14 protein-coding genes are annotated in these 13,751 nt (G+C 68.8%); 9 read left to right on the top strand and 5 right to left on the bottom strand.

Annotation, left to right across the window (positions count from 1 at the left end):
* The first annotated feature begins 16 nt into the window (after positions 1-16).
* Complete coding sequence (locus AC3WLE_RS27600) at positions 17-1,042, top strand: bile acid:sodium symporter family protein (protein ID WP_492317611.1); 1,026 nt, start codon at positions 17-19, stop codon at positions 1,040-1,042.
* Between the two features lie 58 nt (positions 1,043-1,100).
* Here AC3WLE_RS27600 and AC3WLE_RS27605 read toward each other — a convergent pair whose 3' ends face one another.
* Both AC3WLE_RS27605 and tsaE read right to left on the bottom strand, forming a co-directional pair.
* On the bottom strand, positions 1,101-2,603 hold the full coding sequence (locus AC3WLE_RS27605) for an N-acetylmuramoyl-L-alanine amidase (RefSeq protein ID WP_010812247.1): 1,503 nt from the start codon (positions 2,601-2,603) through the stop codon (positions 1,101-1,103).
* Positions 2,597-3,109: a tRNA (adenosine(37)-N6)-threonylcarbamoyltransferase complex ATPase subunit type 1 TsaE gene (tsaE, locus tag AC3WLE_RS27610; protein WP_035826054.1), complete on the bottom strand. Its 513-nt coding sequence runs from the start codon at positions 3,107-3,109 to the stop codon at positions 2,597-2,599. The genes AC3WLE_RS27605 and tsaE overlap by 7 nt, the downstream gene beginning before the upstream one ends.
* Positions 3,110-3,125: 16 nt before the next feature.
* On the opposite strand from tsaE, the gene queG reads away from it, so the two are divergent.
* Positions 3,126-4,331 (top strand): tRNA epoxyqueuosine(34) reductase QueG, encoded by a 1,206-nt coding sequence (queG, locus tag AC3WLE_RS27615; protein WP_492357555.1) that lies wholly within the window; start codon positions 3,126-3,128, stop codon positions 4,329-4,331.
* On the opposite strand, the gene AC3WLE_RS27620 is transcribed toward queG, so the two are convergent.
* The gene (locus AC3WLE_RS27620; protein WP_010812244.1) at positions 4,328-5,221 is read right to left on the bottom strand and encodes an AEC family transporter; all 894 of its coding nucleotides are present in this window, start codon (positions 5,219-5,221) and stop codon (positions 4,328-4,330) included. The two genes, queG and AC3WLE_RS27620, sit on opposite strands and share 4 nt — an antisense overlap.
* 180 nt (positions 5,222-5,401) lie before the next feature.
* Here AC3WLE_RS27620 and AC3WLE_RS27625 point away from each other — a divergent pair, with 180 nt between their 5' ends.
* The 6 genes from AC3WLE_RS27625 (at position 5,402) to plsY (ending at position 9,900) form a co-directional block, all read left to right on the top strand.
* Positions 5,402-6,073: a chalcone isomerase family protein gene (locus AC3WLE_RS27625; RefSeq protein ID WP_492357554.1), complete on the top strand. Its 672-nt coding sequence runs from the start codon at positions 5,402-5,404 to the stop codon at positions 6,071-6,073.
* A gap of 103 nt (positions 6,074-6,176) precedes the next feature.
* Positions 6,177-7,145 (top strand): tripartite tricarboxylate transporter substrate binding protein BugE, encoded by a 969-nt coding sequence (locus AC3WLE_RS27630; RefSeq protein ID WP_013955671.1) that lies wholly within the window; start codon positions 6,177-6,179, stop codon positions 7,143-7,145.
* Between the two features lie 106 nt (positions 7,146-7,251).
* A complete protein-coding gene (locus AC3WLE_RS27635) occupies positions 7,252-7,731 on the top strand; it encodes a methylated-DNA--[protein]-cysteine S-methyltransferase (protein ID WP_492357553.1) in 480 nt (159 codons plus the stop codon).
* Complete coding sequence (gene xerD, locus AC3WLE_RS27640; RefSeq protein ID WP_492357552.1) at positions 7,728-8,666, top strand: site-specific tyrosine recombinase XerD; 939 nt, start codon at positions 7,728-7,730, stop codon at positions 8,664-8,666. Before AC3WLE_RS27635 ends, xerD begins: the two co-directional genes overlap by 4 nt.
* 23 nt (positions 8,667-8,689) lie before the next feature.
* Entirely contained in the window at positions 8,690-9,181 is a 492-nt protein-coding gene (locus AC3WLE_RS27645) for an aminoacyl-tRNA deacylase (RefSeq protein WP_492351613.1), read from the top strand.
* A gap of 110 nt (positions 9,182-9,291) precedes the next feature.
* Positions 9,292-9,900: a glycerol-3-phosphate 1-O-acyltransferase PlsY gene (plsY, locus tag AC3WLE_RS27650; protein ID WP_492317618.1), complete on the top strand. Its 609-nt coding sequence runs from the start codon at positions 9,292-9,294 to the stop codon at positions 9,898-9,900.
* 102 nt (positions 9,901-10,002) lie between these two features.
* On the opposite strand, the gene AC3WLE_RS27655 is transcribed toward plsY, so the two are convergent.
* The gene (locus AC3WLE_RS27655) at positions 10,003-11,274 is read right to left on the bottom strand and encodes an ATP-binding protein (protein ID WP_010812237.1); all 1,272 of its coding nucleotides are present in this window, start codon (positions 11,272-11,274) and stop codon (positions 10,003-10,005) included.
* Positions 11,275-11,326: 52 nt separating this feature from the next.
* A complete protein-coding gene (locus tag AC3WLE_RS27660) occupies positions 11,327-12,070 on the bottom strand; it encodes a response regulator (protein WP_010812236.1) in 744 nt (247 codons plus the stop codon).
* A gap of 338 nt (positions 12,071-12,408) precedes the next feature.
* Between AC3WLE_RS27660 and AC3WLE_RS27665 the strand changes: the two genes are divergently transcribed.
* Positions 12,409-13,751: MdtA/MuxA family multidrug efflux RND transporter periplasmic adaptor subunit (locus AC3WLE_RS27665; RefSeq protein WP_492363605.1), on the top strand; the 1,343-nt coding region annotated here is incomplete at its 3' end.

A 13,751-nucleotide genomic window follows, 5' to 3' on the forward strand; every position in this document is an offset into this window, starting at 1 on the left:
GGATCCACCCGCAGTCATGTCTCGTATTGTCCGCAAGCTCAAGAAACTTTATGACCTGATCGACGGCTTCGTCCTCGTCATGTTGACGGCTATCGCCATTGCGCTGGCCGCCCCTGAAATCGGCGCCGGCGACGGCCCGCTGCACCTGGGCGTGGTGACCGGCCTGGGCGTGGCGCTGGTGTTCTTCCTGCACGGCGCGGCGCTCTCGCGCGACAAGCTGGTGTCGGGCGCCAAGCACTGGCGCCTCCATGTCTTCGTGCAGACCTTTACCTACGTGGTGTTCCCGGTGGTAGGCGTGCTGCTGATGCTGTCGCTGCGCAATACGCTGCCGCCGGACCTGCTGCTGGGCGTGTTCTTCCTGTGCGCGCTGCCGTCGACGGTATCGTCGTCGGTGGCCATGACCTCGATGGCGCGCGGCAATGTTTCCGGAGCGATCTTCAACGCCACCATCTCGGGCCTGATCGGCATGCTGGTCACGCCGCTGCTGATGGGGCTGGTGATCAGCGCCAGCGGCGCCTCGATGCCGCTGGGCAAGGCGCTCACCGGGGTGGCGCTGCAACTGCTGCTGCCGTTCGCGCTGGGGCAGCTGCTGCGTCCGCTGATCGGCAGCTGGCTGGCGAAGAAGAAGCACATCACCAACAAGATCGACCGTGGCGTGATCGTGCTGATCGTCTATTCCTCATTCTGCGACGCCACCGCCCAGGGCCTGTGGCACCAGTACCAGTGGCAGACCATCGGCGCAGTGATGCTGATCGCCGCGGTGCTGCTGTTCGTGGTGCTGGGCTTTACCACGCTGACTGCGCGCCGCCTTGGCTTCTCTGTCGAGGACGAGATCACGGCGGTGTTCTGCGGCTCCAAGAAGAGCCTGGCCAACGGCATCCCGATGGCCAAGATCCTGTTCGCCGGCCATCCCGCGCTGGGCCTGCTGGTGCTGCCGCTGATGGTCTATCACCAGCTGCAGCTGATCGTATGCTCGGTGATCGCGTCGCGCTATGCCAACCGCGATGCCTTGCTGGAGGACCAGGCCGCGGCGCGGGCCTGAGGCACGCAGCCATGAAAAAAAACCGGGGCATGCCCCGGTTTTTTTGTGCCCGCCAGATTCACACTGACGGATTCTTCGACAGCGGCGGATTGCGCGCGAAGTAAGACCGGATCCCCTTCAGGATCGCATTGGCCAGTTGCTCCTGGTGCGCGTTATCGTTGAGCTTGCGCTCTTCTTCCGGATTGCTGATAAAGGCCGTCTCGATCAGGATCGACGGGATATCCGGCGCCTTCAGCACCGCAAACCCGGCCTGCTCGACGCTGCCCTTGTGCAGCTTGTTGATGCCGCCGATCTCGCCCAGCACGGCCTTGCCGACCTGCAGGCTGTCATTGATCTGCGCGGTGGTGGACAGGTCCAGCAGCACGCGCGCCACCTGCGCATCCTTGTTGCCCATATTGGCGCCGCCGATCAGGTCGGAGGCGTTTTCCTTGTTGGCCAGCCAGCGCGCCGCGGTACTGGAGGCGCCGCGTTCGGACAGCGCGAACACCGACGCGCCGCGCGCCTCGGGCGACAAGAAGGCATCGGCGTGGATCGATACAAACAGGTCGGCCTGCACCCGGCGCGCCTTCTGCACGCGCACGTTCAGCGGCACGAAAAAGTCGGCGTCGCGCGTCATCATCGCGCGCATATTGGGCTGGGCATCGATCTTGGCGCGCAGGCGGTGCGCGATCTGCAGCACCACGTCCTTCTCGCGCGAGCCGGCGGCGCCGATCGCGCCCGGGTCTTCGCCGCCGTGGCCGGGGTCGATCGCCACGGTCAGCAGGCGGCGCATCTTGAAGGGCCGTTCGGCGGTAGGGTTGTCGCGTGCGACCGGCGGCACCACCGGGGCATTGGGGCTCGGCACCGGCGGTGCGGACGGCCTGGGCCGGGCCGAGGCCACCGGCGGCGGCAGCGGCGCGGTGGTGGGCGGCACCTCGCCCTTCTCGTCGAAGCGGCGCACCAGCGCGCCGATCGCGTCTTCCTCGGCACCGGCCGGCGCGCCGGCGATGCCGTCGTTGCCCGGCGCCGGGTCCGAGGTGGCGAAGCGGCGCTGCTTTTCCTCGGTGTCGCGCACCAGCTTCCACAGCGGATCGGGCGGATTGACCGGGTACAGGTCGAACACCAGGCGGTTGCGGTAGCTGCCGATCGGCGCCAGCGTGAACACCTGCGGCGCCACGTTTTCCTTCAGGTCGAACACCATGCGGACCACGCGCGGGCGGTTCTGGCCGACGCGCACGGTCTGGATATAGGGGTCGTTCGGAGTGATCTTGGCCACCAGCTCGCGCAGCGTGGGCGACAGGTCCAGGCCGTCGATGTCCACCACCAGCCGGTCGGGGTCGCGGATCATCTGGTGCACGGCGGCCAGCGGGGAATCGGATTCGATGGTGACGCGGGTGTAGTCCTCGGCCGGCCACACGCGCACCGCGACGATGCCGGCGCCAAACGCGATCTGCGGGCCGGCCAGGGTCAGCACGGCCGTGCCCGCGCCCAGCTTCAGTGCCTGCGCCATCCATTTGCGGCGCGCCTGCAGCAGGCCGTCGGGTCCATCGGGGCGGTCGGTGGCAAGTCGCTTGATCAGCATGCGTTCAGCAGGGTAAGTCCAGTGTGAGTATAGGCGCGCATCGTCGCGATCCGCCGCTCGCCGGCGTCATCCGCCCCGGCCATGTCCGATTGGAGCAACATATGGAGATCCGGTTCCCCGAGCAGGCGGCCGGCCTTTTCCGGCCACTCGACCAGGTTGAAGGCCGGTTCGGCGAAGCAGTCGCGAAAACCCGCGTCGATCCACTCTTCGGGATCGGCAAAGCGGTACAGGTCGAAGTGGTAGACCGTCAGCGGCGAGCCGTCGGCGCGGGCCACCTCGTAAGGCTCGCACAGCGTGTAGGTAGGGCTGCGGACCTTGCCCGCATGGCCGAGCGCGCGCAGGATCGCGCGCGTCAGCGTGGTCTTGCCGGCGCCCAGGTCGCCGGACAGCTGCACATGCACCGTGCGCGGCGGCATGGCCTGCACGGCGGCGGCCAGCGCGGCGCCCAGGCGCGCGGTGGCGGCTTCGTCGGGCAGCGTCAGGGTGCGTTCTTCGAGCAAGGGCATTGCGTACAATTCAGGGATGATCGACCGAGTCGCCCCAGGGCAGGCAGATGCGCCACCTACCCCCGTTCCCGGCACCGCCGCCCACCTGGCCGCGGGCCCCGGGGAACTTGCGGCACTGGCCGCGTCGATCCGCGCATGGGGCGCGGAACTGGGCTTTGCCTCGGTGCGCATCGCCGATGTCGACCTCAGTCATGCCGAGCCGGGGCTGATGGCGTGGCTGGCACAGGGCTACCACGGCGACATGGATTATATGGCGAACCACGGCCTGCGGCGCGCCCGGCCGGCCGAACTGGTGCCCGGCACCGTGCGCGCGATCGTGGCGCGGATGCCGTACATTCCGGCTGCCGGCGCGCAGGCCGGCGCCACCGACTGGCGCCGGCACGAGCTGGCGCGGCTGGACGATCCGGCCACGGCGGTGGTGTCGCTGTATGCGCGCGGCCGCGATTATCACAAGGTGCTGCGCAGCCGTTTGCAGCAGCTGGCCAGCCGGATCGAGGCCGAAATCGGAAAATTCGGCTACCGCGTCTTTACCGATTCCGCACCCGTCATGGAAGTGGCGCTGGCCAGCCAGGGCGGGCTCGGCTGGCGCGGCAAGCATACGCTGCTGCTGGACCGCGACGGCGGCTCGATGTTCTTCCTGGGCGAGATCCTGGTCGACATCCCGCTGCCGGCCGACGCCCCCGAGTCCGGCCACTGCGGCAACTGCCACCGCTGCCTGGACATCTGCCCCACGCGCGCCATCGTGGCGCCGTACCGGCTGGACGCGCGCCGCTGCATTTCCTACCTGACCATCGAGCACAAGGGCCCGATTCCGGTGGAGTTCCGCGCGCCCATGGGCAACCGCGTCTACGGCTGCGACGACTGCCAGCTGGCCTGCCCGTGGAACAAGTTCGCGCATGTGGCCATGGTGCCGGACTTCGACGTGCGCAACGGGCTCGACGCGCCCGACATGGTGGCGCTGTTCCAGTGGACCGAAGCGGAATTCAACCAGCGGCTCGAAGGCAGCCCGATCCGCCGCATCGGCCATGAGCGCTGGCTGCGCAACCTGGCGGTGGGGCTGGGCAACAGCCTGCGCGCGGCGCTGTCGGGCACGCGCGCCGAAGACGCGGCCCTGGCTACGCGCATCCGCGCAGCGCTGCTGGAGCGGCGCGAGAGCGCCACGCCGCTGGTGCGCGAGCATATCGACTGGGCCCTGGCGCAAGGCGGCCCGCCGCCGGACTAACTGACCAGCGCCAGCCACAGCGGCGTGGTCACGATCGCCGCCACCGTCATCAGCGAAATCGTCGCCGCCACCATCGGCCCGTTGCCGCCCATGCGCACCGCCAGGATATAGGCGCTGGAGGCCGTGGGCAGCGAGGCGTACAGCACCACGATCTGGTACTGCAGCGCGGTCAGCGGCAGGTGCCGCCCCACCAGCCAGGCCACGCACGGCATCGCCAGCAGCTTGACCCCGGTCCACCAGGCCACCGGGCCGGCGGTACCGGTGGCGCCACTCATCTGCAGCCCGGCACCCACCGTCATCAGCCCCAGCGCGGTCGAGGCCGAGCCCAGCCGGTTCAGCGTCATGCCCAGCACCTCGGGCGCATGCAGCCCCATCAGGTTGGTGAGCAGGCCGCCGGCAGTGGCCAGGATCAGCGGGTTGCGCGCCAGCTCTTTCCACAGTGCGGTCTGGCCGTGCCGCGCCAGCGCCCACACCGCCGCCACATTGCACAGCGGCACCGTGCAGCCGACGATCACCGCCATCAGCGCCAGCCCCTCGGAGCCGCCCAGGCGCGAGGCCAGCGCCAGCCCGATATAGGAATTGAAGCGGAACGCGGTCTGCAGGCCCGAGGCAAAGCTCAGCGCGTCCGGTCGCAACACCCATTTGACGGCGTAGCCGCCGGCCATGCCGGTGGCCATCACCAGCAGCGCCAGCCCCAGCATGGCCGAGGTCGACGAGAAATCCAGCACCGCGGTATTGGTCGACTGCAGCAGCAGCGCCGGGAACAGCACGAAGTAGACCAGGCGCTCCACCCCACCCCAGAAGGCACGGTCGAACGGGGTATAGCGCACCAGCAGCCAGCCGATGAGGATCAGGCTGAAGTCCGGGACCAGCAGGAGAGCAGAAGACATTTATCGTTGTTGTAGTGGCGGTGGCATGACGCGGCAGCTGCCCTGCGGGCCGTCGTTCGGGAATGCGGCGGCGGCGGTAGAAAACGGCAAAAAACCGTAATGTGCGGACTAGGGCAGATACGGATAGGTATTTTTCCAGATTTAGGCCAGCATGGCATGCCAAGTTGTACGCCTGCCGCCATGTTGTCCCGCACCCGGTCCGCGCCGCCGCGCCCGGACACCCACCTCCGAGCCCCCTTCCGCCCTGGTCTGCACCCGGGCCGCTGCCTGCGCCTGGCCGCCGTGCTGGTGGCGCTGTGCGCCGCCACGGCCGCGGGCGCCGTACCGGTGCCGGCGCGCTCGGTGGAGATTGAGGGGATACGTTTTGACGATGCGGCGCGCGTGGGCGGCAAGGAGCTGCAGCTCAACGGCACCGCCCTGCGCGCGGGCTTCCTGGCCAACGGCTACGTGGCCGCCCTGTACCTGCAGGAGAAGGCCCGCAACGCGGCCCTGGTGCTGGGCACGCCCGGCGCCAAGCGGCTACAGTTGCGCATGCTGCGCGAGACCGAACCGCCGGACGTCGTGCGCGCCATCCGCCAGGGCATCCGCAACAACCACAGCGAACAGCAGATGCAGGAACTGGCCGCGCGGCTGGTACAGTTCGAGCGCACCCTGGGCGAGATCGGCACCGCGCACAAGGGCGACGTGATCAACCTGGATTTTTCCCCGCAGACGGGGACCGTCATCGCCATCAACGGCACGCCTCGCGGCCGGCCGATCCCCGGCGAAGACTTCTACCAGGCCGTGTTGCGGGTCTTCCTGGGCGAGCGCCCGGTCGACGCCGAGGTCAAGCGCGGGCTGCTGGGCGGCTGACACAATTACGCTGCCGACGCACGGCCCCACCTGTGGCACTGCGACGGTTTTTTTTCTTCCGGGCGGCACCCTGCCCGGATTTCCTGACGGGAGACATGATCTCATGCAAGCTGGCAAACTCGCACTGACCCTGGCCCTGGCCGCCGCCGCCACCGCGGCGCAGGCCCAGAGCTACCCCACCAAGCCGATCCGACTGATCATTCCGTTCGCACCCGGCGGCACCACCGACATCGTCGGCCGCGGCGCCGCGGACCAGATGAGCCGCATCCTGGGCCAGCCCGTGGTGGTGGAGAACCGCGCCGGCGGGGGCGGTTCGATCGGTGCCGACGCGATCGCCAAGGCCGCGCCGGACGGCTACACCATCGGCATCTCCACGGTCTCGACCATGGCCGTGAACCCGGCCTGCAACCCCAAGCTGTCGTACGACCCGATCAAGGACTTCAAGCCCATCACCAACCTGGCCAACGTCGCCAACGTGATCGCCGTGAACCCGAACTTCCCGGCCAAGGACTACAAGGAGTTCCTGGCCGTGCTGAAGGCCAACCCGGGCAAGTATTCGTACGCCTCGTCGGGCACCTGCGGCTTCGGCCACATGCTGGGCGAGCAGTTCAAGGTCTCGACCAAGACCTTCATGGTCCATATCCCGTACCGCGGCGCGGGCCCGGCGCTGAACGACGTGCTGGCCGGCCAGGTGCCGATCATGGTGGACAACCTGCCCTCTTCGATCCCCTACATCAAGGCCGGCAAGCTGCGCCCGATCGTGGTGGCCTGGAACAAGCGCCTGGAATCCATGCCCAACGTGCCGACCTTCGGCGAAATGGGCCTGAAGGAGCCGAACGACCCGGCCTGGTACGGCCTGGTGGCGCCGGCCGGCACGCCTGACGACGTCATCAAGAAGCTCAACGAGGCCGCCGTCAAGGCCCTGCAGGACAAGGACTTCCAGCAGCGCCTGCGCACCGCCGGCGCCGAGCCGTCGGGCAACACGCCGGCGCAGCATGCGGCCGAGATCAAGAAGGAATTCGACAAGATGAAGAATCTTGTGAAGGTGCAGAACATCAAGCTGGAGCAATGATCCGGCCGGTGTGACGCCACCCGCAAAGGGCCGCCGCGAGGCGGCCCTTTTTTCTTGCCCGCGCCAAAAAGCACTAAAATCCAGCATTCGCCCCAGCCTGACCGCCATGCCCGCCACCTATGACGCCATCCTCCCCGCCCCCTTCGGCAAGATCGGGGTGCGCACGGACGGCGCGCGCATCCGGGCCATCGTGTACCTTCCCGAGCACGTCGAGGCACGCGCCCCTGTTGACGCGCTGACGCAGCAACTGGCGGCACAGCTGGAGGCCTACTATGCCAACCCCGACACCGTCTTCGACCTGCCGCTGGCCCCGGCCGGCAGCGACTTCCAGCAGCGCGTGTGGCAGGCCATCAGCGCAGTGCTGCGCGGCGCGGTGACCACTTATGGCACCATCGCCGAGGCCATCGGCGCGATGCCGCGTGCGGTGGGCCAGGCCTGCGGGCAGAACCCGTTCCCGATCGTGATCCCCTGCCATCGCGTGGTCTCGGCACGCGGCATCGGCGGCTTCTCGCACCATGCCGAAGACGGCTTCTACCTCGACGTCAAACGCTGGCTGCTGCGCCATGAGGGCGCCATGCTGATATGAGCGGCGCCGCCCAGGCACCTGACATCGCCGCCGCGCCCAGCGACGCCGACGTGGCACTGGTCAGCCGCTTCTGCGACGCGCTGTGGCTGGAAGACGGCCTCTCGCGCAATACCATCGATGCCTACCGGCGCGACCTGACGCTGCTGGCGCGCTGGTTGCAGCATGAGCACCGCGGCGAGTTGCCGGGCGCGGACGACGGCGCGCTGTCGGCCTACTTCAACGCACGCCACACGCAGAGCCGCGCCTCGTCGGCCAACCGTCGCCTGGCGGTGTTCCGCCGCTTCTACCAGTGGGCGCTGCGCGAACACCTGGTCGAAGCCGACCCCTGCCTGCTGCTGCGCCCCGCCAAGCAGCCGCCGCGCTACCCCAAGACCCTGACCGAGTCCCAGGTCGACGTGCTGCTCGAAGCGCCCGACACCGACACGCCGCTGGGGCTGCGCGACCGCACCATGCTGGAATTGATGTACGCCAGCGGGCTGCGCGTGTCGGAGCTCACGCAGATGAAGACCATCGAGATCGGCCTGAACGAAGGCGTGGCGCGCGTGGTCGGCGGCAAGGGCGACAAGGAGCGGCTGGTGCCGTTCGGCCAGCAGGCCGGCGACTGGCTGCGCCGCTACCTGGCCAGTGCGCGCCCCGCGCTGCTGGCCGGGCGCGCCTGCGACGCGCTCTTTGTCACGCAGCGCGGCGAAGGCATGACGCGGCAGGCGTTCTGGCACCTGATCAAGCGCCATGCGCGCGATGCCGGCGTGCACGCGCCGCTGTCGCCGCACACGCTGCGGCACGCCTTTGCCACGCACCTGCTCAACCACGGCGCCGACCTGCGCGTGGTGCAGCTGCTGCTGGGCCACGCCGATATTTCCACCACCCAGATCTATACGCACGTCGCCCGCGAACGCCTGCGCGAGCTGCACCAGCAGCACCATCCGCGCGGCTGAGCAAGCGGGCGGCGACCACTGTCATGAGCAAGACCAGGCACGTATCAGAAACCCCCGCCACGCAGTACCTGCGCAAGCATGGCGTCGCCTTCGGCGAGCATCCGTATGACTATGTCGAGCACGGCGGCACCGGCGAATCGGCGCGCCAGCTGGGCGTTCCCGAGCACGAGGTGATCAAGACCCTGATCATGGAAGACGAGCGCGCGCAGCCGCTGGTGGTGCTGATGCACGGCGACTGCTCGGTCTCGACCAAGAACCTGGCGCGCCAGGCCGGCCGCAAGAGCGTGCAGCCATGCAAGCCCGAGGTGGCGCAACGCCACAGCGGCTACATGGTGGGCGGCACCTCGCCCTTCGGCACGCGCAAGCGCATGCCGGTCTACGTCGAATCGACCGTGCTGGAGCTGGCGCGCATCTATATCAACGGCGGGCGCCGCGGCTTCCTGGTCAGCCTGGACCCGAAGCTGCTGCCCATGCTGGTGAACGCCCAGCCGGTGCAATGCGCACTGCCTGACTGAGAGCCCCCGCGCAAACCGAGGGGAGCCTCGATGCCAATCCGGGAAGTCACGGACGTAGCGAGGCCCCTGCCGCGCTACAATCGCGCCAGCCTGAAAACACCCCACTACACATGGCCAATCTGCTTTTCGCCCTCGCCGCCTACCTGATCGGCTCCATTTCCTTCGCTGTGGTCGTCAGCAAGCTGATGGGGCTGCCGGACCCGCACTCCTATGGCTCCGGCAATCCCGGCGCCACCAACGTGCTGCGCACCGGCAACAAGAAGGCCGCCATCCTGACGCTGATCGGCGATGCCCTGAAGGGCTGGCTGGCGGTATGGCTGGCGGCGCGCTTCGGGCCGGCCTACGGGCTGAACGAAACCGGCCTGGCCATGGTGGCGCTGGCGGTTTTCCTGGGGCACCTGTTCCCGGTGTACCACCGCTTCGCCGGCGGCAAGGGCGTGGCCACCGCGGCGGGCATCCTGCTCGCCATCGACCCGATCCTGGGCCTGGGCACGCTGGCCACGTGGCTGATCATCGCCTTCTTCTTCCGCTACTCGTCGCTGGCGGCGCTGGTGGCGGCGATCTTCGCACCGTTCTTCCATGTGCTGATGAACGGCGTGGATGTGATGACGGGGGCAATCTTCGTGATCAGCGTGCTGCTGATTGCGCGGCACCGGCAGAATATTGCCAAGCTGCTGGCCGGCAAGGAAAGCCGGATCGGGGAGAAGAAGAAGGTTTGAAGGACGTGCAGGCCGCTGGCAAGCGCAACGGATGACAGCATCAGCATGCCGGCGGTTTGCTCCCTCTCCCGCAAGCGGAAGAGGGGAGCAAACCAGCGGTAATCAAGCCTCAGCTGCCCCGAACAGCATCTCCACCCGGAACCCGCCACCATCGGCATTCACCAGGTTCAGCTTACCGCCCGCCTGCCGCACCAGCCGGTCCACGATCGCCAGCCCCAGCCCGGAATGCGCATTGCCGCCCCGAGCCGGGTCCAGCCGTACAAAGGGCAACGTGGCGCGCTCCTTGTCATCCTCGGGGATGCCGGCGCCCTGGTCCTCCACCACCAGCAGGTAACCCTCCGGCGTGCGCGCGGTCGCGATGCACACCGGCGGCTTGCCATAGGCGTAGGCGTTGTCGACCAGGTTGCCGACGATGCGGTCCAGCTGCGTGGCGATCATGCGGAAGCCCTCGCCCGCGCCCAGCGACAGCACCACCTGGCGCTCCTGCTCGGCCAGCGACGCGGCCAGCTCATTGACGCGCCGGTCCACCGGCACCGGCCGCGCGGTCGACTCGCTGGTCTGCGCGAAGCTCAGGAACTGCTCGACGATGGCCGACATGGACTCCACGTCGCGCGTCACCCCCGCGGCGGCCTTGGGATCGGCCAGCATCTCGGCGCGCAGGCGCAGCCGCGCCAGCGGTGTCTTCAGGTCATGCGCGATGCCGGCAAGCATGGTATTGCGCTCCTGGTCGATGCGCGCCAGGTCGGCCACCATGCGGTTGAAACGCTCGATCAGCTGGCGCAGCTCATGCGGGCCGCGTTCGCGCAGCGGCGGCACGGCGTGCTGGCGCGACAGCAGCTCCGCCGCATTGGCCATGTCGCGCACCGGCCGCTGGATCTGCCAGGCGATCAGCACGGCAAAGACGATGGCCACGCCCACCACCAGCATCACGCCAGGCACCAGCCGGTTGTCAGGCGGCGGATTGTGGACCCACAGGATCGGCATGGCGATCCAGCGGGCGCGGCTGGGCAGCTTGATCCAGATGCGCGGCGTGGTCTCGTCCTCCAGCCGGATCTCGGTGCCCTGCGGCAGCCTGCCGATGAACTGCTCGACCAGCCGGCGCGAGCGCCCGCCCTTGGGCACGACGGCATGCTCTTCGGCGTCGGCCGTGTTGGCTGTCTCAACCAGGCTGGGCAGCTTCGCCGGCGGACGCGCGTCGAGCGCGCGCTCGATGCTGTCGAGCTGGAACAGCATCTGCTCGACTGAATAGTCCACCTGCTGCTGGCGGCGGTCCATGCGCAGGATGGCCAGCCATGAGAAATGGCTGATCACAAGCACGGCGGCAATCAGCAGCGCAATGCGGCCGAACAGGGTGTCGATACGTCGCAACTTCATCGGAAAGCAGGGTCTGGTGGCATGCGGCGCCAGGGGGCGGGCGCCGCGGCCATTATTCGGGGAGTCCCGCGGACATCTCTTCCGCTTCGTCGGGCACGAAGGTATAGCCGCGCCCGCGCACGGTCTGGATATAGCGCGGGCGCTGCGCGTCTTCATCGAGCAGCCGGCGCAGGCGCCAGATCTGCACGTCGATGCCGCGGTCGCTGATGCCGCTGGCGCTGCCGTACATCAGCTCGACGATGCGCTCGCGCGACAGCACTTCCAGCGGATGCATCAGCAGCAGCTTGAGCAGCGCGAACTCGGTATCGCTGATCGACAGCGTCTGGCCGGCGCGGCTCAGCGTGCGCTGGCGGAAATTGACGCGGAACGGGCCGAAGGCGACCGATTCGCGGTCCTCGGGCGCGGCCGCGGGGCGTGCCAGCTTGCGGCGCAGCACGGCGTTGATGCGCGCCAGCAGCTCGCGCGGCGAGAACGGCTTGCCAAGGTAGTCATCGGCGCCGATCTCGAGCCCGACGATGCGGTCGATCTCGTCGCTGCGGGCCGTGAGCAGGATTACGGGGATGTCGTCGTTCTTGGCGCGCAGGTTGCGCAGCGCGGTCAGGCCGTCGACCTTGGGCATCATCAGGTCCAGCACGATCAGCGCCGGGCGCTCGCGCTCCAGGCGCGCCTGCAGGCCGTCGCCGTCGTGCATCACCGAGACGGCAAAGCCCTGCTGGGTCAGGTACTCGCGCAGCAGGTCGCGAAGTTCGGGATCGTCGTCGACGACGAGGATCTGGGTAGGCTGGTTCGTTCGCATAGGCACATGATAGTCAGCCCCGGCGCCACACATGCCGGTTTGGCCGGGCGGTTTTGTTTCCGGAGGTTACACCCGGGGTGCTGGTAATCCGCTGTAATAAAAGCGCCGGGCGCTGAAATACGGGCGTCCGGGCCCGCACATTATCCTTGCGGCATGACGTGCCACCGGCGCCGCCGCATTGCGCGCCACACGGCACTTGCCGTCCTGCCGGCCACCCGCGGCGTGCCCCTCCACGCGGCGGGCCGGCGCCCGTGGCGTTGCGGCATACTGCTGCATCGTCACTTGCCAGACCGAACATCGCCGGCGCGCCGCGCGCGCCGCCCCCAGGATTTGCGGACATGTCCAACCCCGAACAAGGCCAGCCTACCCCCTCCCCGACCCCGTCTTCGCCTCCGCCCGAGGGCGCTCCGCCGCGGCGCACCGGCCGGCGCCGGCTGACCGCCGGCGTGCTGGTGCTGCTGCTCGCGGGGGGCGCCTGGTACTGGTACGCCCATCGCGGCCAGGCGCCGCAGGAGGCGACCGGGACGGCAGGCGCGCAGCGGGGCGCCAGCGGCCCGGGCGCGCGGGGTGGCGCCGGCGGCCCCGGCATGCCGCGCTCGCCCGTGGTGGTCGCCACCGTGGCCAAGCGCGATATGGATGTGGTGCTCAACGGCCTGGGCAACGTGACCCCGGTTTCCAACGTCACCGTGCGCGCGCAGGTGTCCGGCCCGCTGCTCAAGGTGCTGTTCAAGGAAGGCCAGATGGTCAAGGCCGGCGACGTGCTGGCCGAGATCGACCCGCGCCCGTTCCAGGCCGCGCTGGACCAGGCCGTGGGCCAGCTCGCGCGCGACCAGGCACTGCTGCAGAACGCCAGGCTCGACCAGCAGCGCTACCGCACCCTGCTGGGCCAGGACTCGATCTCCAAGCAGCAGGTCGATACCCAGGACGCGCTGGTGCGCCAGTACGAGGGCGTGGTCAAGACCGACCAGGGCAATGTCGCCAACGCGCGCCTGCAGCTGGGCTATACGAAGATCGTGGCGCCGGTGTCGGGCCGCATCGGCCTGCGCCAGGTCGATCCGGGCAATATCGTCAACACCAGCGACGCCAACGGCATCGCGCTGATCACGCAGATCCAGCCCATCGCCGTGATGTACACCATCCCCGAGGACAACCTGCCGTCGGTGCTGAAGAAGCTCAACGCCGGCGAAGAGCTGCCGGTGCAGGCATGGGACCGCCAGGTGCGCAACCAGCTCGGCGAAGGCACGCTGCTGACCACCGACAACCAGATCGACACCACCACCGGCACGGTAAAGCTCAAGGCGGTCTTCCCCAACGCCGACGGCATGCTGTTCCCCAACCAGTTCGTCAACGTGCGCACGCGCGTCGATACGCTCAGGGACGCCACCGTGATCCCCGTGGCGGCGATCCAGCGCGGCCAGCAGGGTACCTTCGTCTACACCGTGGATGACAGCAGCAAGGTCAAGGTGCAGGTGGTCACGCTGGGCCCGGGCGACGGCAGCCGCAATGCCGTGCTCAAGGGCCTGGAGCCCGGCCAGCGCGTGGTGGTGGACGGCGCCGACCGCCTCAAGGAAGGCATGACGGTGGAAGCCGTCGACCCGGCCGCGCGCGCTGCCGCGGTGGTGCCGGCCAGCCAGCCGCGCGGGCGCGGCCGCCGCAACCGGGACGGCGGCCGCGCCAGCGG

This window comes from Cupriavidus sp. FW306-1B-F12B, from assembly GCF_058781795.1.